The organism is Kitasatospora sp. NE20-6 (genome assembly GCF_045862635.1).
In genome coordinates this window covers 283,929-301,787 of sequence record NZ_BPRL01000004.1, presented here as the reverse complement: position 1 = coordinate 301,787, position 17,859 = coordinate 283,929, and the positions used below count along the sequence as shown (strand labels likewise).

17 protein-coding genes are annotated in these 17,859 nt (G+C 74.6%); 1 reads left to right on the top strand and 16 read right to left on the bottom strand.

Annotation, left to right across the window (positions count from 1 at the left end):
- Positions 1-7: 7 nt before the first annotated feature.
- The 8 genes from SNE206_RS05495 to SNE206_RS05460 form a co-directional block, all read right to left on the bottom strand.
- Positions 8-769, bottom strand: coding sequence for an SDR family oxidoreductase (locus SNE206_RS05495; protein ID WP_407912205.1), 762 nt, complete (start codon positions 767-769; stop codon positions 8-10).
- Positions 770-959: 190 nt separating this feature from the next.
- The gene (locus SNE206_RS05490; RefSeq protein WP_407912204.1) at positions 960-1,715 is read right to left on the bottom strand and encodes a 4'-phosphopantetheinyl transferase family protein; all 756 of its coding nucleotides are present in this window, start codon (positions 1,713-1,715) and stop codon (positions 960-962) included.
- Between the two features lie 50 nt (positions 1,716-1,765).
- Entirely contained in the window at positions 1,766-2,689 is a 924-nt protein-coding gene (locus SNE206_RS05485) for an LLM class F420-dependent oxidoreductase (protein ID WP_407912203.1), read from the bottom strand.
- Between the two features lie 138 nt (positions 2,690-2,827).
- Complete coding sequence (locus SNE206_RS05480) at positions 2,828-3,010, bottom strand: hypothetical protein (RefSeq protein WP_407912202.1); 183 nt, start codon at positions 3,008-3,010, stop codon at positions 2,828-2,830.
- Between the two features lie 132 nt (positions 3,011-3,142).
- The gene (locus SNE206_RS05475; RefSeq protein ID WP_407912201.1) at positions 3,143-3,694 is read right to left on the bottom strand and encodes a YbaK/EbsC family protein; all 552 of its coding nucleotides are present in this window, start codon (positions 3,692-3,694) and stop codon (positions 3,143-3,145) included.
- Between the two features lie 36 nt (positions 3,695-3,730).
- Positions 3,731-4,720, bottom strand: coding sequence for a 2,3-diaminopropionate biosynthesis protein SbnA (sbnA, locus tag SNE206_RS05470; protein WP_407912200.1), 990 nt, complete (start codon positions 4,718-4,720; stop codon positions 3,731-3,733).
- Between the two features lie 54 nt (positions 4,721-4,774).
- Positions 4,775-5,806: a 2,3-diaminopropionate biosynthesis protein SbnB gene (sbnB, locus tag SNE206_RS05465; protein ID WP_407912199.1), complete on the bottom strand. Its 1,032-nt coding sequence runs from the start codon at positions 5,804-5,806 to the stop codon at positions 4,775-4,777.
- Between the two features lie 62 nt (positions 5,807-5,868).
- Positions 5,869-8,976, bottom strand: a complete 3,108-nt coding sequence (locus SNE206_RS05460; protein WP_407912198.1) for a BTAD domain-containing putative transcriptional regulator — start codon at positions 8,974-8,976, stop codon at positions 5,869-5,871.
- A 329-nt stretch (positions 8,977-9,305) separates the two neighbouring features.
- On the opposite strand from SNE206_RS05460, the gene SNE206_RS05455 reads away from it, so the two are divergent.
- The gene (locus SNE206_RS05455; protein ID WP_407912197.1) at positions 9,306-10,067 is read left to right on the top strand and encodes a BTAD domain-containing putative transcriptional regulator; all 762 of its coding nucleotides are present in this window, start codon (positions 9,306-9,308) and stop codon (positions 10,065-10,067) included.
- 64 nt (positions 10,068-10,131) lie between these two features.
- Here the strand turns inward: SNE206_RS05455 and SNE206_RS05450 are convergent, their stop codons facing one another.
- The 8 genes from SNE206_RS05450 to SNE206_RS05415 are packed head-to-tail and all read right to left on the bottom strand — an operon-like array spanning position 10,132 to position 17,855.
- A complete protein-coding gene (locus SNE206_RS05450; RefSeq protein WP_407912196.1) occupies positions 10,132-10,956 on the bottom strand; it encodes a 2,3,4,5-tetrahydropyridine-2,6-dicarboxylate N-succinyltransferase in 825 nt (274 codons plus the stop codon).
- Positions 10,957-11,000: 44 nt separating this feature from the next.
- A complete protein-coding gene (locus tag SNE206_RS05445) occupies positions 11,001-12,086 on the bottom strand; it encodes an aminotransferase class I/II-fold pyridoxal phosphate-dependent enzyme (protein WP_407912195.1) in 1,086 nt (361 codons plus the stop codon).
- On the bottom strand, positions 12,083-13,390 hold the full coding sequence (locus SNE206_RS05440) for a diaminopimelate decarboxylase (protein WP_407912194.1): 1,308 nt from the start codon (positions 13,388-13,390) through the stop codon (positions 12,083-12,085). The genes SNE206_RS05445 and SNE206_RS05440 overlap by 4 nt, the downstream gene beginning before the upstream one ends.
- Before the next feature lie 43 nt (positions 13,391-13,433).
- On the bottom strand, positions 13,434-14,129 hold the full coding sequence (locus SNE206_RS05435) for a class I SAM-dependent methyltransferase (protein WP_407912193.1): 696 nt from the start codon (positions 14,127-14,129) through the stop codon (positions 13,434-13,436).
- 21 nt (positions 14,130-14,150) lie between these two features.
- On the bottom strand, positions 14,151-14,855 hold the full coding sequence (locus SNE206_RS05430) for a thioesterase II family protein (protein WP_407912192.1): 705 nt from the start codon (positions 14,853-14,855) through the stop codon (positions 14,151-14,153).
- A complete protein-coding gene (locus tag SNE206_RS05425; RefSeq protein ID WP_407912191.1) occupies positions 14,855-15,877 on the bottom strand; it encodes a hypothetical protein in 1,023 nt (340 codons plus the stop codon). Before SNE206_RS05425 ends, SNE206_RS05430 begins: the two co-directional genes overlap by 1 nt.
- Complete coding sequence (locus tag SNE206_RS05420; protein ID WP_407912190.1) at positions 15,874-17,076, bottom strand: cytochrome P450; 1,203 nt, start codon at positions 17,074-17,076, stop codon at positions 15,874-15,876. The genes SNE206_RS05425 and SNE206_RS05420 overlap by 4 nt, the downstream gene beginning before the upstream one ends.
- Positions 17,073-17,855 carry a class I SAM-dependent methyltransferase gene (locus SNE206_RS05415; RefSeq protein ID WP_407912189.1) on the bottom strand — a complete coding sequence of 261 codons (783 nt, stop codon included), beginning with the start codon at positions 17,853-17,855 and terminating at the stop codon, positions 17,073-17,075. Before SNE206_RS05415 ends, SNE206_RS05420 begins: the two co-directional genes overlap by 4 nt.
- Positions 17,856-17,859: the final 4 nt, after the last annotated feature.

The window sequence follows — 17,859 nt, the reverse complement described above, 5'->3', positions numbered from 1 at the left end:
GTGGGGCTCACGCCTGCCGGGTGGGCAGCACGACCGACTGGCGCAGGTTGACGTGCCGGGGACGGCTGACGGTGTAGGCGACGAGGTCGGCGACGTCCTCGGCCGTGAGGGCGGGAATCGCGGTGAACATCCCGTCGAGCTGCTCCCGCAGGACCGGGTTGTCGACGTGCCCGGCGAGTTCGGTCCCGGTCAGGCCCGGCTCGACCGTGCCGACCCGGACGTCGAGCGGGCCCAGCTCGGTGCGCAGGGCGACGGAGAGCTGGGTGAGCGCGGCCTTGGTCGCCGCGTACACGGCGTAGTCGGGGAAGACGACGTGGGAGGCGATCGAGGAGACGTTGACCAGGTCCGCGGTGCGGCCCTCGGCGGCGGCCCCGACGAGGTCGGCGGTGAAGGCGCGGATGACGCGCAGCGCGCCGGTGAGGTTGACGTCGATCATGCGGTTCCACTCGTCGATCCGGCCGTCGGCGACGGGGTTGGGCAGCATCACACCGGCGTTGTTGACCACCAGGTCGACCGGGCCGTAGGCGTCGTGCACCGCCAGGACGGCCGCGTCGACGGAGGCCTGGTCGGTGACGTCGGCGGTGACGGCGAGGGCCCGGCCGCCCGCGGCGGTGATGTCCGCGGCGAGCGTGTCCAGCCGGTCGGCGCGCCGGGCGAGCAGGGCGACCCGGGCGCCGCCCGCGGCGAGCAGGCGGGCGGTGGCCTCGCCGATGCCGCTGGCGGCTCCGGTGACGACGGCGGTGCGGGCGGCGAGGGCGGGGTAGCTCATCGGTGCTCCTGGGGCTCGGGCGGCCTGCCGTGCGGCGGGCCGGTGCGACCACTCTGCGGTCGGCCGCGCCCGCTGCCCAGGGCCCTCCCTTGCCGGGGTACGCCAGGGCCACCCTGCGCGGAAGCCCTGCCCGGTGCCCTGCGCCGAACCCTGCCCGGTGCCTGCGCGACGCCCTGTGCCCCGGGCAGGGTCAGGCCGGTCCGGACAGGGACCGCTCCCGGTCCCGGGCCGGCCCTCCGAGGGTGACGATCCGGGCCGGCCGGGCGCCGGCCACGGTCATGAGCAACCCGCCCCGTGGATCGGCCCAGTCGGTGAGCCACAGGTCCTCGTAGCGGTACTGCGCGGGCTCCGGGCCCGCGGGCACGTCCAGCGGCAGCGCGGACAGGTCGATGCCGCTCATCGAGTCCAGGGTGGCCCGGCCGATCTTGATCAGCGTCTCCTTCCGCACCCACTGCCGCAGGAAGGCCAGCCGCGGATCGGTGTGCGCGGCGACCGCCGCCGTCTCCGCCCGGGTCAGCACCCGGTCGTACAGCTCCACCGGGGCGGGGGCCTTCTCCGTCGTCTCGACGTCGACGCCGACCGGCCCCGGCCCCGCCGCGACCGCCACCGCGCCCGTGGTGTGCGACATGCTCAGCCCGACCTCCGGCCGGCCGGCCAGCCGGGGCGCGCCGTGGCCGTGCTGCCCGCAGTCGGGGCAGTACTGCTCCAGCACGGGCACCGTCACGGGCACGTCCAGCAGGCGGGCCGCGCAGAGCCGCACGAGCAGGTGGGCCGCGACGAAGTCGTCGCGGAGCCGCGCGGTGCGGAAGCGGTCCGCCCGCTCCCGCTCCACCGGTGTCAGCAGGTGCTCGCCGAGCTCCGGCACGGCGAGCACCGATGCGCTCGCCGCCACCAGGGCCAGCGGGCCGCCGGTGCCGGCCGCCGTCGCCGCAGGCGTGGTCGCCATCCCGTCCTCCGATCGGTCGCGGCCCACCCTAACCGGCGGGCCCGGGCCGCTCAGGCCAGCTGCGGCCGCACCCGGGTCGCGATCAGCTCCAGGTGGTCCAGGTCGTCGAGGTCGAGGATCTGCAGGTAGATGCGGCTGCTGCCGGCCTCCTGGTAGGCGGCGATCCGCTCGGCGACCTCGTCCGGGGTGCCGGCCAGGCCGTTCGCCTTCAGCTCGTCGACGTCGCGGCCGATCGCCGCGGCCCGGCGTGCCACCTCCGCGTCGTCCTTGCCGACACAGGCGACCAGCGCGTTGGAGTAGGTCATCGCGTCGGCCGGCCGGCCCGCCGCGGCGACGGCGTCCCGCACCCGGCCGATCTGCTCCCGGGTCTGCCCGACCTGGACGAACGGCAGGTTGAACTCGTCGGCGTAGCGGGCCGCGAGGGCGGGGGTGCGCTTCGGTCCCGTGCCGCCGACGAGCACCGGGATGCGTTCCTGCACCGGCTTCGGCAGCGCCGGCGAGTCCTTCAGCGTGTAGTACGTCCCGGCGAAGTCGAAGGTCTCGCCGGTCTTCGTCCCCCACAGGCCGGTGATGACGGCGAGCTGCTCCTCCAGCCGGTCGATCCGGCCCGCCGGGAAGGGGATGCCGTAGGCCGTGTGCTCCGCCTCGAACCACCCCGCGCCCAGGCCGAACTCGACCCGGCCGCCGCTCATCGCGTCGACCTGGGCGACCTGGATCGCCAGCACCCCGGGGTGCCGGAACGTGCCCGCCGTCATCAGCGTGCCGAGCCGGATCCGCCGCGTCTCACGGGCGAGTCCGGCGAGCGTGGTCCAGGCGTCGGTCGGGCCGGGCAGGCCGTCGCCGTCCCCCATCCGCAGGTAGTGGTCGGACCGGAAGAAGGCGTCGTAGTCGAGGTGTTCGGCGGCCTGCGCCACCCGCAGCAGCGTGTCGTAGGAGGCGCCCTGCTGCGGCTCGGTGAAGATACGGAGATCCATGCCCGCCATCATGCCCGCCGGGTGCACGCGGGCCCGGCGGCTCCGCCGACGGTTCACACGCCCGTCGCACGGGCGACGGGAACGGCCGGAGCCCCCCGGTGTCACCGAGGGGCTCCGGCCGGTTCGCGCGGGGTGGGGTCACACCCAGTCCTGGTTCCCGTTCGGCGTGACCGGCACGGTGACGACGGGGCCGACGGCACCCTCGGCGAGCACCGCGGAGACGCCCTGCGACCCGGCCGTCATCGCGAGGCCCAGCAGGGCGGCGCTGACGAGGAGGGCGTTGGTGGTGCGCTGCGCGATGGTGCCGCCGATGAAGGACATGTCAACCTTTTCCGTCGTGGCCGGTGCTGCTTTCTTCCGTCGGGAAGGACAGTAGGAAGCGACGGCTTCGGTCCTTTATCGATCTGTTTTCACTCCTGACGTCACCTGATAAAGACCTGCTCACACGGCATTTCACCGTGCCGCGACACGCTCCACCCGGGGCCGGGCGATCCTGCGGTATTCCGCCGGCCGCATCGCGACGGACCGGTCGAGCCGGGCCGCGTTGAAGAAGATCTCCTCCTGGTCGAGCAGGCCGGGGTCGGCCAGCAGGTCGAGCTCGGGATGGAAGGAGAACGGGATCACCGAACCGCTGACGCAGCCGGTGATCCGTTCGGCGGTGGCGCGGTCCGCGAAGGCGGCCTTGCTGCCGCCCAGGATCCGCCGGACCTCCTCCAGGTCGACCCGGTCGTCGCCGCGCACCACGGCGAGCCCGTAGCGCACCGCCCGGCCGGTCAGCTTCACCCGCACCACGATGCACTTGGCGGCCTGGCCCGTCGGGTGGCCGCGCAGCGCGCTCGCCAGGTCGGTGCGGCCCTCCGGCGGGTGCTCGATCACCCGGTGGCGGGCGCCTGCGAGCAGTCCCCGCAGCAGTGCCTCGGCCCGGGGTGCCTCGGTGGCGCCGGCCGTGGGCGGGCCGGCCGCGGGCAGGTCCGCCCGCGGCAGCACCGCGGTCGCCTCGGCCATCGGACACCACCTCCTCTCGGTTCGTCGTCGGACGGGTCAGGCCGGTTCGGGGACGACCCCGGCGGCGAATTCGAGGGCTTCGGGGCCGTACAGCTCCTGCACCCAGTTGGTCTGGTAGACGGTGTCGAGGTAGCGCTCGCCGAGGTCCGGGGAGATGCCCACCGCGGTGAGGCCGCGCCCCTCGGACACCTGGCCGGCGAGCCAGCCGGCCGCGGCGCTCACCACCGTGCCGGTGGAGCCGCCCAGCAGGAAGCCGCGGGCCGCGAGCCGGTGGCACATCCGCACGGTGTCCGCCTCCGCCACGTGGATCACCTCGTCGACGAAGGACTCGTCGAGCAGCGGCGGCCGGACGCCCGCGCCCAGGCCCGGGATCATCCGGGTGGCGGGCTCGTCGCCGAAGGCCACCGAACCGACGCTGTCGACGGCGACGATCCGCACGTGCGGCCGGTGCTCGTGGAACCAGCGGGCACACCCCATCAGGGTGCCGGTGGTGCCCGCCCCGACGAAGAGCACGTCGAGACCGGGGAACTGCCGGGCGATGGCCGGCGCGGTCGTCCGGTAGTGCGCCTGCCAGTTGTTGGGGTTGAGGTACTGGTTGAGCCAGACGTAGCGGGAGTCCGCCGCGACCACCCGGCGGACGTGGTCCAGCCGGGCGCCCAGCAGGCCGCCGTCGGGCGTCGGGTCGGTGACGGTGTGGACCTGTGCGCCGAACGCCTCCATCAGCCGCCGGGTGGCGAGGTTGCAGCGGGAGTCGGTGACGCACAGGAAGCCGTAGCCGCGGCTCGCGGCGACCATGCTGAGGGCGACGCCGAGATTGCCGGACGACGACTCGACGAGGATCGACCCCGGCGCGAGGAGTCCGGCGCGTTCGGCCGCCTCGACCATCGCGACGGCGGCCTTCTGTTTGATGGATCCGGCGAAATTCAGCCCCTCGCACTTCAGGTACAGCGGAATTCCGAGCGAGGACCGCAGGTCCAGGAAGAGCTCGTCCTCGTTGAATTCCTGTGGGCTAGAAATGACCGGCACGGTGCCTCCTGAGGGGATACCCGGGGGAATGCGGCCCTGCGGACGTCGTGCGGCTCATCCGTAGCGCCGGAGTTCGTGGAAGAACCCGTCGACGACCGTGCCCGCGCCCGCCGCCCGGACGGCGTCGTACACATGCCGCCCGAGGGCCAGGTCGAGCACGCCGAGGCCGAACGGGGAGAACACCACCGGCCGGTCCGCGGGCGGCGTGTACGCACCCGTGAGCACGTCGTACAGCGTGCCGTGGACGAAGTCGCGGTGGCCGAGCCGCTGTTCGGCCAGGTGCAGCGAGGTGTCGGCCTTCAGGCAGTGCTCCACGTCGTCGACGATGTTGGTGGCGGCGAGCACGACCTCCGGCGCGAGGTCGCGCAGCGAGACGTGCAGCACCAGCGGGTTGTGCGAGAACCAGTCGGGGTCGGTGACGTGCGGGGTGCCCGCCACCGTGGCGAAGACGACGAGGTCGCTGTCGCGGATCAGGTCCTCGACGCCGGTGTGCACGGTGACCGTGCCGGATCCGCCGCTGCGGCCCAGGTACCCGGCGAAGCCGGCGGCGTGCTCCGCGGACAGGTCGAAGACGCCCGCCCGGTCGAAGGTCCAGCCGGTGCCCGCGAGGTGCTGGTGGATGTGCCGGGCGATCAGGCCGGTGCCGACGAAGCCGATCCGCCGGGGCCGCTCCCGGCCGGCCGACAGCCGGTCGGCGGCGAGCGCGGCGGAGGAGGCCGTGCGGGTCGCGCTGATGATCGAACTCTCCAGGCAGGCCAGCGGGTAGCCGGTCTGCCGGTCGTTGAGGATGAGGACGGCCGAGGCGCGCGGGATTCCCCCGGCGACGTTCTCCGGGAAGCTGGAGATCCACTTGATGCCGTCCACCGCGAACTCGCCGCCCACCGAGGCGGGCAGGGCGATGATCCGCGAGGTCGGACGGTCGGGGAACGTCAGGAAGTACGAGGGCGGATTGACGGTCTCCCCCCGGCCGTGCAGCCGGTAGGCCGCCTCGATCAGGTCGGCTGTCTCCTTGTGCCGGCCCTCCAGGACCGCATGGACGTCGGCGCCGCCGATCACGGAGAAGGGCGGGACAGAAAGAGTTGACATGCGGGCGACGTTATGTCGGCGGCCTATCAGAAAAACATAATGGAGAAAATATCGGGGCGGCCTCAAGGATTGACGGCGTGCAGTGCTGCGACGGCCTTTTCCCGCCACGGCCGCGACCCCGCCCGGTCGAAGGCGTCGCGGGCCAGCAGCAGGCTGCACCGCGCCTCCTCCGGCCGGCCGAGGGCCTCCTGCACCTCGCTGTTCACGAAGTGCACCCGGCCCTCCACCAGCGGACTGTCGACCTCCGCCAGCACGCCGAGGGCCTCCGCCAGCCCCTCCCGCGCCTGCTCCGGCCGCCCGAGCCGCAGCCGCGCCTCGGCCAGGCCCAGCAGGGCGTAGCAGGTGCCCACCAGGTCCTGCTTGGCGCGGACGATCCGCGCCACCGCCGCGAGCAGTTCCTCGGCCTCCGCGAGCCTGCCGACCGCCAGGTAGGCCCGGCCGAGCCGGTGGATCGCCTGCGCGGTGCCCCGGCTCTCGCCGAGCTGCCGGGCGAGCCGCACCGCGTCCTCGCCGAGCCGCACGCCCTCCTCCGAACGGCCCTGCTCCAGGGCGAGATGGGCGAGGTTGTTCAGGGCGTGGACCTCCGACGAGACGTCGCCGATCTGGTGGAAGACCTCCCTGGCCTCGCGGAGCCGGCTCTCCGCCCGCACGAAGTCGCCCAGGTGCCGGTCGGCGGCGGAGAGCCGCGCGAGGGCCAGCGCCCAGCCGTGCTTCTCGCCGATCCGCTCGAACAGCTCCAGCGCGGGATCCAGGCACCTCCGCGCCTCCTCCATCCGGAGCTGCTGGACGTGCAGGCCACCCAGCTCGGCCAGCACGGCGGCCTCGCCGCGCAGGTTCCCGCACGCCCGGACGGCCGCGAGCGCGAGGTCGCAGCAGCGCCGCCACTCCTCCGCGTAGTTGCGGGTCTCGCAGAGCACGCCGAGGCAGAGCGTCAGGTCCCAGGCCAGCTCGTCGAGGCCCCGCCCGGCTCCCCTGCCCTCCCGCTGGGCCAGCCGGGCGGCGTGCTCGACGACCGCGATCAGCGAGAGCCGCTCCGCCTCGAACCAGTCGAGCGGCGCGGTGGTCAGCTCGCCCAGGAGGTCCGGATCGATGTCGGTGCGCGGCGTGGAGCCGTGGACGAGCGAGAAGTCGCCGCCGTACTCCTTGCGGTGGGCGACCTCGGCGATGGTGAGCCAGCCGGCCAGGGCGCGGTCCAGGGCCGCCGCCCGGTCCCCGGGGTCCTCCTCCTGGTGGGCGAGCTCGCGGGCGTACAGCCGCAGCAGGTTCTGGAAGCGGTAGCGCAGCTGGCCGGTCGGGTCCGACCCGACCACCTCCATGAGCTGGGCGTCGACCATCGTCTCGATCAGCCGCTCCGCCTCGTACGCGTCGCAGCCGAGGAGGGCCGCGCCGACCCAGGCGGTGAAGTCCGGCACCTCCAGCACGCCGAGCAGGCGGTAGAGCCGGGCGGCGTCGCTCGGCAGGTGGCGGTAGCTGAGGGCGAATCCGGCGCGCACCTGGGACTCGCCGATGCTGAGCTCGTCGAGCCGGCGCCGGGCGTCGGCGAGCCGGGTGACGAGCTGACGGACCGTCCAGTGCGGTTTGGAGGCGAGCCGGGCGGCGGCGATGCGCAGCGCGAGCGGCAGCCGGTCGCAGAGTTCGGCCAGCCGGCGGGACTGCTCGGGGTCGGCGGCGAGCCGGTCGCCGGTGACCATCCGGGCGAGCAGTTCGGCGGCCTCCTCGGGCGCCAGCATCCCGAGCTGCACCCGGACGGCGCCGTGCCGCAGCACCAGCTGTTCGAGCGGGTCGCGGCTGGTGACCACGACCGCGCAGCCGCCGCTGGCCGGCAGCAGCGGCCGGATCTGCGCGAACGTCCGGACGTTGTCGAGGACCACCAGGATCCGGCGGCCGGACGTCAGGCTCCGGTACATCGAGACGCGGCCGGTCTGGTCCGGCGGGATCTGGTCGCCGGACACGCCCAGGCTGCGCAGGAAGCGGCCGAGCACCTCGGTGGCGGCGGTCGGCTCGTGGTCGGGGTCGTGGCCGCAGAGGTCGACGAAGAGCCGGCCGTCGGGGAACTGCCGGGCCGCGCAGTGCGCCCAGTGGACGGCGAGCCCGGTCTTGCCGACCCCCGCGACCCCGGTGACGAAGCCGACGGCCGGCGGCTGGTCGTCGGTCCGTTCGGCCAGCATCCCGTCGAGCAGGTCCAGTTCGGCACGGCGCCCGGTGAACGCCGGGACGTTGGGCGGCAGGTCGGACGGCGGCGGCACCCGCTGCTCGCGCGGCCGGTGCGAGGGCAGGGCCGGGTCGCCGCCGTCCTCGTCCTGCCCGCCGTCCTCGCCGCTCCGGTCGGCGCCGCCGCCCGGACCGGCCTCCGGCGAGACCCGCTGGAGCGGCACGCGGGCCTCCGGGCGGGGGACGGGCGGCTCGGCGGGGGCGGCCAGGCCGGGATCGTCGCGCAGGACGGCGTCGTGCAACTCCTGCAGGCCGGGGCCCGGTTCGAGGCCGAGCTCGTCGACGAACAGACGCCGGGCCTCGCGGAACACCTCCATCGCCTCGGCCCGCCGGCCGGAGCGGTAGAGCGCCAGCATCAGCGACTGGCGGGACCGCTCGCGCAGCGGGTGCTCCCTGACGAGGGCGGCGAGCTGCGGGATCAGCTCGCGGTGCCGGCCGGTCTCCAGCTGCAGCATCGCGAACTCGTCGTACGTGGCGAGGCGTTGCTCCTCCAGGCGCTGCGCCTCGTCCTCGACGCGGCGGCCGGCCACCCCGGGGAGCACCGGGCCGCGCCACAGGTCGAGCGCGAGCCGGCAGGCCTCGGCGGCGGCGGCGGTGCGGCCCTCGCGGGCCGCGGCGGCGGCCTCGGCGGTGAGGCGCTGGTACTCCAGGAGGTCGAGGCGGTGGCCGGCGGTGTTGAGCCGGTAGCCCGGGTGGGCGGTGGTGATGACCTCGTCCGCGCAGCCCTCGGCCTTGAAGGCCTTGCGGAGGGCGGCGATGCATATCGCGACCTGGGTGCGGGCGGTGGCGGGCGGGCTGCCCTGCCAGACGGCGTCGACCAGGGCGTCGACGGGCACGGTGCGGTCCGGCGAGAGGAGCAGCAGGGCGAGGATGGTGCGCTGTCTGGAGCCTCCGACGGAGAGCTGTCTGCCTTCGACGGTGAGAGACAAGGGCCCCAGCACCCCGAACGACAGCAGCACGACATGGCCCCCCGGTCGATGACGACACTCCTCAACCTGCCCCCGTGGCAGACCAATGGGACCGTCCCGTGGGGGGCAGTCCCATCAACTCATCACCATAGCCTCACCGATGGTCCGCCGGTACTCCGTATCGAACGAGTATTCAGGACATCCTCATGCGGGAGGGCATGGGCGGAAAGGGCCGTTCGCACCATTCATTGTCATGGACCTGAATACATTTCCCCCCACCGCGGACCGATATCCGACCGATATCCGGCCGATGCGGCCCCCTCCTAGCCTTCCGGCGTCGGCCGAAGCGGCCGACGGACATTCGGCAGAGAGAAGGCACCATGGAGTTCCGGATCCTCGGACCGGTCCGCATCCGGACCGCCGAACAGGAGGACGCGCTCAGCGGCAGCAAGCAGCGCACCATGCTCGCCGCCCTGCTGCTCAGCGACGGCCGCGCGCTCTCCGACGAGCGCCTCGGCCGGATGCTCTGGGACAGCAGACCCCCGAGCACCGCCCCCGCGCAGATCCACACGTACGCCTCCCGGATCCGCCGCCGGCTCGGCCCCGACGTCCCGCTGATCCGCATCCGCACCGGCTACCAGCTGATGGCCCAGCACGTTCCTTACGACTACCGGGAGTTCACCCGGCTCTCCGACGAGGGCCACCGGGCGCTGCACGCCCAGGACTTCGCACCCGCCGCCGCCCTGCTCGGGGAGGCACTCGCGCTCTGGCGCGGCGAGGCGCTCGCCGACGCCACCGACCACCTCGTCCTCGCCGAACGGCCCCGTCTGGAGGAGTACCGGCTGGAGGCCCTGGAATCCCGGATCGAGGCCGAGCTCATCCTCGGCCGGCACCGCCAGCTCGTCTCCGAGCTCACCGGCCTGGTCGCCCACCACCCGATGCGCGAACGCTTCCGCGCCCTGCTGATGACCGCGCTCTACCGCTCCGACCGGCAGGCCGAGGCCCTCACCGCCTACATCGACGGCCGGCGGATGCTCGCCGAGGAGCTCGGGGTCGAGCCCGGACTCCTCCTCGCCCGCACCTACCAGGCCGTCCTGACCGGGGAGGTGAGGACCAGGATGCCCCAGCAGCTCGCCTCCTGACCCCGCACCACGGGGGCAGCACCACACGAACGGGGCAGGGGGCGGGCCGGCGGCCCGCCCACGCTCAGAACGCCAGGCCGTGCTCGCGGAACAGCGCCTCCAGCGCGAGCTTGTCGTGCACCTCGCCCTCCGCCAGCCGCTTGATCACCAGCAGGCACGGCATGCCGAAGTCCCCGCCGGGGAACGACTTCGTCCGGGTCGCGCCCACACAGACCGACCAGGCCGGCGCCTCGCCGCGCGGCAGCTCCTCCCCCGAGACGGCGTCGAACACCCGGGTACTGCCGGTGAGGATCACCCCGGCACCCAGCTTCGCACCGCGCCGCACCCGCGCCCCCTCGACCACCATCGCGCGCGAGCCGACGAACGCCTCGTCCTCGACCACCACCGGCACCGCGCCCGCCGGCTCCAGCACCCCGCCGATGCCCGCCCCGCCCGCCAGGTGCACGTTGCGCCCGATCTGCGCGCAGGAGCCCACCGTGGCCCAGGTGTCCACCATCGTGCCCGTGTCGACGAAGCCCCCGATGTTGGTGAACGAGGGCATCAGCACCACGCCGGGAGCCAGATGGCTGCCCCAGCGGGCGATCGCCCCGGGCACCACCCGCACCCCGTCGAACCGCGTCTTCAGCGGCATCCGGTCGTGGTGGCGGAACGGCCCCACCTCGCCCTCGGTCATCCCCAGCACCCGGAACGAGAGCAGGATCGCGCGCCGCGCCCGCTCGTCGACCCGTACGGCGCCGCTCTCCGCGTCGACCCGGGCGACCCGGGCGGCGCCCCGGTCCAGCAGGTCGACGGCGGCCACCACGGTGTCCCGGGCACCGGTGTCCGCGGGGCCGAGGCCGTCACGGCGCTCCCACAGCCGGTCGATCTCGGCGGGAATGAGGCTGGACATGGACGGTCCCTTCGGAACGGGGCGGGCGGGCACGGACGTGCCCGTCAGGTACGGGCCGGCTGCCGCAGGAGCGCCAGCCGGGGAGCGACGGCGTCGGCGTCCAGGACGGCCGCGACACGGACGTGGCCGCAGCCGCCCGGGCCGTACTCGGCCCCCGGCATGACGACCAGGCCGGCGGTGCCGGCCAGGGTGCGGGCGAAGGCGGCGCCGTCGCCGCCGGGCGCCGGCACCCAGACGAACAGGCCGCCGCCGGGGTGCCGGCACGGCAGCCCGGCACGGCCGAGGACCTCGACCAGACCGGCCACCCGGCGGGCGTTGAGCGCGCGCCGCTCCTCGGCGTGCACGTCGTCGGCCAGCAGCACGGCGGCACGGGCCTGCGCCGAGGCACCGGCCATCAGGCCGGCCGCACGGCGGCGCGGCACCAGCTGCGCCACGAGCCGCGGGTCACCGGCGTAGAAGCCGACCCGCAGACCGGGGGCGTTCGACCGCTTGGAGAGGCTGTGCACGGCCAGCACCCCCGACAGGCCCCCGGCCAGCGCGGTGCGCGGTGCGTGCACCCAGGTGGCCTCCGTGTACGCCTCGTCGGAGAGCACCGGCACACCGCGGCGGCGGCCCCAGGCGGCGATCCGGTCGAGCGGCTCGACCGTGCCGGTCGGGTTGGCCGGGCTGTTCACCCACAGGCAGAGCGCCCTCGACACCACCGCGGGCGGCAGCAGGTCGAGCCGCATCCGCAGCCCGCCGTCGACGGGCACCCGGTGCACCCGCAGCCCGGCGAGCCGGGCGCCGTACTCGTACGTCGGGTAGCAGAGCGCGGGGATCAGCACGGTGTCCCGGCCGGCGTCCGGCTCGATCTCGCGGAGGAAGAGCGGCAGCGTGGAGATGAACTCCTTGGTGCCCACGCACGCCGCCACGGCCTCCGCGGGCACCCGCACCCCGAAACGGCGGTGCAGGTAGCCGGCGGCCGCGGCCCGCAGGGCGTCGCTGCCCGCACTCGCCGGATAGGCCGCGGGGGCCGGCGGCGGCACCGGTCCGGCGAGCAGCGGCGGCGGGTCGGCCGGCACCCCGAGCGAGAGGTCGAGCACCGGCAGGCCCGATCCGGCCGCCAGCCGGAGCAGGTCCTCCCTGGTCATCCCGCGGCCCCGGCGAGCGCCGGGGCGCCGATCCGGTCCGGCGCGAAGTCGAGCGTGGCGAAGTGGTCGCGCTCCTCCTCGGCCCGGCGGATCAGCTCCACGCTGCCGTCCCGGCGGAGCATCAGCTCCTGCGGCCGCAGGCGGCCGTTGTAGGTGAAGCCCATCGCGTGGCCGTGGGCGCCGGTGTCGTGCACGAGCAGCAGGTCGTCCTCGGCCAGGGCGGGCAGCTCCCGGCGCTCGGCGAAGCGGTCGTTGTTCTCGCAGAGCGAGCCGACCACGTCGACCTGCTCCGGCGGGGCGTCGGTGAACGGCGCGGTGATGTGGTGGTAGGCGGTCGGGTAGAGCGCGGGCCGCATCAGCGAGCTCATCCCCGCGTCGACGCCCGCGTACTCGCGCCACTTGGTCATCCGGTTGACGACCCGGGTGGCGAGCACCCCGTGCGGCCCGGTGATCAGGCGGCCCGACTCGAAGGCGACGCGCGGCCGGGGCAGGGCGTGCGCCCGCGACCAGGTGTCGAGCCGGACGTCGAGGGCCCGGCCGAGGGCGGCCAGGTCGAGCGGCCGCTCACCCGGCCGGTACGGGATGCCGAGGCCGCCGCCGAGGTTGACGGAACCGACCGTGACACCGAGTTCGCGGTGCAGTTCGACGGCGTGCTCCAGCAGCAGGTCCAGGGTGTGCAGCACCGGCGCGGCGGTGAGCGAGTTCGAGGCCAGCATCATGTGCAGCCCGAAGCTGCGCACGCCGAGCGCCCGCGCCCTGGCGACCACCGCGGTCAGCCGGTCGGCGCGCACGCCGAACTTCGCCCCCTCGGGGTTGCCGAGGAAGGCGTCCCCGGCCCCGGGCGTGCCGGCGGGCCGCTGCCGGGCCCCCGGGTTCACCCGGAAGCACAGGGTCTCCGGCACGTCCGGCCGGTCGGCCAGCTTGTCGAGCACGGCCTCGTCGTCGATGTTCAGCAGCGCACCGGCGGCCAGGGCCTCCGCCAGCTCCTCCCGGCTGGTGTTGTTGGAGGTGAAGCAGATGCGGTCGCCGGCGGCACCGGCCTCCCGGGCCAGCGCCAGCTCCGGCAGCGAGCTGCAGTCGAACCCGAAGCCGCGGTCGGCCAGCAACCGCAGCACGGCCGGGTTCGGCAGGGCCTTCACGGCGAAGTACTCGGTGTAGGGCAGGTGCCGGAACGCCGCGTCGAACGCGTCGCAGGTCTCCTCGATGCCCTGCTCGTCGTAGACGTGGAACGGCGTGCCGAAGTGCTCGACGGCGGCCGGCAGCACGGGCAGCAGGCGGCGCCCGAAGTCTTCACTGATCGGCATGGGGTGGCTCCTTCCGGAGGGGATGCGCAACAGGGGCGGACGGTCAGACCCGGGCGACGATGACCGAGCGGGCGCGGTCGCCGGAGAGCGGCCGCCGGTAGTGGAAGGTCTCCACCTCCACCTCGGCGAAGCCCGCGGCCAGCGCCTGGTCGCGCAGGTACTCCTCGGAGAGCCAGTGGAAGCCGGTGACGCCGGGCGCCTGCTGGACCGGCTCGCCGTTCCTCGTCGAGTCGTTGGAGGCGACGAGGGTGCCGTGGCCGCCGGCCGCCAGCCAGCTGCGGATCCGGGACAGCACCGGCAGCCCGCCGTCGACGAGGAGGTGGCCGAGCAGGCCGTCCATGTAGACGACCGGCCAGTGCTCCTCGGGGGTCCACACGGTGATGTCGGCGCGGACGGCCTCGATGCCCTTGGACCGGGCGATCGCCACGGCCTCGGCCATCGCGTCGACGGCCAGCACGCGGTAGCCGTCACGCTGGACGTCGCTCTCGACGGCGGCGTTGCCGCTGCCCAGGCTCAGCATGCCGGTGGCGCTGTGGCGGCGCAGCTCGCCGACGAGCACGCCGCGCATCCAGGTGCGGTACTCGGGCGAGAAGGTGGACGGCGTGACCGAGTCGCCGCGGGCCTCGCCGCGCTCCCAGATCTCGAACAGGCTGGGCTCGTCGGCGCGCTGCGGGAGGTAGAAGTCGACCAGGTCGTCGAGCTGGGCGTTGGCGACGGCGAGTTCGAGCTGAATGGTCATCGGTTCTCCTGGTGGGTGTCGTCAGCGCACGGCGGACGGGGCGAAGGTCTCGGCGAGCAGGGGGAGCAGGTCGTCCAGCCCGGTGCGGTAGAAGTGGCCGCCGGGCAGCTCGTGGTGGGTGAAGCGGCCGTCGGCGATCTCCGCCCAGCGGAGGCCGAGGGCGGTGGTGACCAGCGGGTCCTCGGCGCCCTGGACGGCCAGCACCGGGCAGCCGACCGGGACGGGGCCGTCCGGGCGGTGGCGAGCGGCGGCCCGGATGTCGGCGGTCAGCGCCCGGCCGAGCAGGAGCCGGGCCGCGGGGCTGGCCAGCACGCCCGCCGGGAGGCCGCCCAGCCGGTGGATCGCCGGCCAGAGTTCGTCCTCGGGGAGGTCGAGGGCGGCCGCGGTGGAGTGCAGCCAGGGCGGGGCGGCGCCGCTGACCACGAGCAGGGCGGGCCCGCGGCCCGCCGCGTGCGCCCGGGCCGCCCAGGCGGCGCCGAGCAGCGCCCCGAAGCTGTGTCCGAGCACCGCCCAGCGGCGGCCGGGCGGCGGGGTGTGGTCGCGGACCAGCGCGTCGACGTAGCCGGCCAGTTGCTCCGGCGGGCGTTCGGCGAACCTGGCGCCGCGGCCGGGGAGTTCGATCGGGACGACCTCGACGCGGTCGCGCAGGGCGTCGGCCCAGCCGGCGAACAGTGCGGCCGAACCGCCGCCGGAGGGCAGGGTGTGGAGCAGCGGCCGGGTGTCCATCAGCCGGCCGCCGCGGTGGCGGCGCTCTCCGCCGCGCGCATCCGGCCGAAGGCGGCGAGCAGGGCGGTGTCCGTGGCGGTGCCGCCGTCGAGGGCGTTGCGGCAGAGCATCTTGAGCATCCGCCAGCCCTTGGCGGCGCGGTCCAGGCCGGCCAGGAACGGCGCGCCGCCGCCCGGCAGTCCGGCCCAGGGCCCGGTGGTCCGGAGGTGGGCCTGGGCGAGCGCGAGGTAGGCGCGTTCCACCATCAGGGCGGTGTGGTACGTGTTGTCGAGCTGGGCGTGCCGCCGGATCGGGGGGCCGGTCAGGTCGGCGGCGAACCCTGCGCCGTAGCGGTCGAGTTCGGTGTCCAGGCCGGCCCGGTCGGCCAGCAGGGCGGTCACGGCGGCGCGTTCGCGGACGGCCACGGTGCCGTCAGCGAGGGCGAGTTCGGTGTCCGGTCCGACCTTCAGGCGGTACAGCGAGTCGTACTTGTCGTAGACGTGCACCAGGTTGGAGCGGATCGACTCGGTGAACAGCGCGCGGTCGAAGCGCAGCACGAGCGAGCGGACGCCGACGTTGTCGATGCCGGTGTAGCTCTCCTCGTCGAAGTCGACGACGGTGACCTTGTGGCCGTTGGTGCGGTGCTGCAGCAGGTGGTACTCGGGGAAGTGCTCGTGGTAGTAGCTGTCCACCCGGGCGATGCAGTGGCCGTGCTCGCGCACCGCGGCCCGCAGGGTGGCCTCGATGTCGCCGTGCACGGGCAGGTGGTGCTTCTCCACGCCCCACTCGCCGAGCAGCAGGGCGTCGCGGGCGACCTCGCTGTCGAGCAGGTTGCGGCAGGACAGCCCGCCCCACTCGGCCTTCAGGGCGGGGGCGCCCGCGACGAGCAGGAAGGCGGCGAGCAGCCGGGGCGGCAGCAGCTGGGTGAGGCTGACGACGTGGCAGTCGTAGTAGAGGCTGTCGACGGCCTCCCAGTCGAGGCCGGTGGCGGCCGAGCGGTGCCGGGTGACGCCGGGGACGTCCAGGGTCGGTGCGGTGGTCATCGGGGGCTCCCGTACGAGAGGAGGAGGCCGGCGGGCGAGCGGAAGCTGAGGCCCTCGACGGGCTGCGGGTCCGGGTCGGCGAAGCGCAGGCCGGGGCGGCGTTCGAGGAGGATCCGCAGCGCGGTGCGGACCTCGGCGAGGGCCATCCGGCGGCCCATGCACTGGTGGCGGCCGGCGCCGAAGGCGAGGTGCCGGGAGGCGGCCGGGCGGGCGGGGTCGAAGGTGTCCGGGTCGGCGAAGACGGCGCCGTCGCGGTTGGCGGAGCCGAGCAGCACGGTCAGCAGGGAGCCGCGCGGGATGTCGGTGCCGAGCAGTTCGCCGCCGCCCCAGATCCGGACGGTGGAGTGGATCGGCGGTTCGAAGCGCAGCGTCTCCTCGACCACCGGGTCGATCAGTTCCGGCCGGGCGTACACCTCGCGCAGGAGCGCGGGCCGGGAGCAGAGCACGTGCAGGACGTTGGCGATCAGCCGGTTGCTGGTGTCGATGGCCGCCGGGATCAGCAGGCCGATCTGGCGGACGATCTCCGCGTCGTCGACGTCGGCGCCCTCGGCCGCGGCGGTGAGCAGCTGCCCGATGACGGAGGCGTCCGGCGCGGGCCGCAGCTCGGCGATCCTGGCGTGCAGCAGCACCTGCATGCGCTGCCAGGCGGTGAGGGCGGCGCGGCGGGCGGGCGGGGCGGCGGAGTCGATGAACGCGATGACCGCGTCGCTGCACCGCTGGAACTCCGGTACGTCGTCCGGGTGCAGGCCGATGATGCGGGACATCACGCGGATCGGCACGGCGTTGGCGAACGCGGGCACGAAGTCCGCGGTGCCGCTGTCGCCGAGCGCGTCGACGACCTGGTGCACGGCGGCCGGCACCAGCTCCTCCAGGTGCCCGGGGATCGCGGCGGCGGAGAAGCTGCGGTTGGTGAGCGAGCGCAGCTTCACGTGCTCGTCGCCCTCGACGTCGGTGACGGTGCGGCCGAACAGCACGCGGGTGGCGCGGAACGGGCTCTCCACGCTCGCCCGCCGGTCGCGCAGGACGGCGCCGACCGCCTCGTGGGTGGTGGCGAACCAGGTGCGGTGGGTCTCGGACCGGACGAGCGGGCCGGCGGCGCGCAGCGCCGCGTACACGGGGTACGGGTCGCGGAGGAAGGCGGCGGTGCCGAATCCGGCGGCGGCGTCGGGCAGGACGGCGGTGGTCACGGCGGTGGTCACGGGGTGCGCTCCTCGGCGATCGCGACGAACCGCAGCCGCTGGTAGTCGGCGTACCAGCGGCCGTCGCGGTACAGGGCGGGCGCGGCCAGCTCGTTGACGCGGGCCAGCACGGCGGGCAGCAGGTCGGCGGGCACGTGGTCGATCAGGGTGGAGCCGAACATCGCGACCCAGTCGGCGACGCCGCCGGGGCAGTCGGCGAGTTCGGTGGGCCGGGCGAAGTACTCGGTGCGGGCGACGAGGAAGCCGTTGGCCTCCAGGAGGGCGGCGTACTCGGCGGGGCTCGGGAAGTACCAGGGCATCCGCATGCCCTCGGCCAGGCCGTGCTCGGCGAGCGCGGTGCGGACGGCCGCGAGGATGCCGGCGACGTTGCGGGCACCGCCGAGCTCGGCGACGAAGCGGCCGCCGGGGCGCAGCGCGCGGTGCACCGAGCGCACGACCTCCCCGGGCCGGGTCATCCAGTGCAGCGCGGCGTTGGAGAAGACGGCGTCGACGGGCTGCGGCAGCCGTACGTCGTGGCCGTCGGCGAGCAGCACCTCGGTGCCCAGGCGGCGGGAGGCGGCGGCGACCATGGCGGGGTCGCTGTCGGCGCCGGTGACGTGCGCGCCGCGGGCGGCGATCTCGGCGGCGAGTTCACCGGTGCCGCAGCCGAGGTCGAGGACGTGCTCGCCGGGGACGGGGCCGAGGAGGTCGACGACGCCCTTCGCGAGCGAGGAGACGTAGCCGAACTGGCGGTCGTAGCGGTCGGCGTCCCAGGCGGGGCCGGCGGTGGTCTCGGTCATCGGG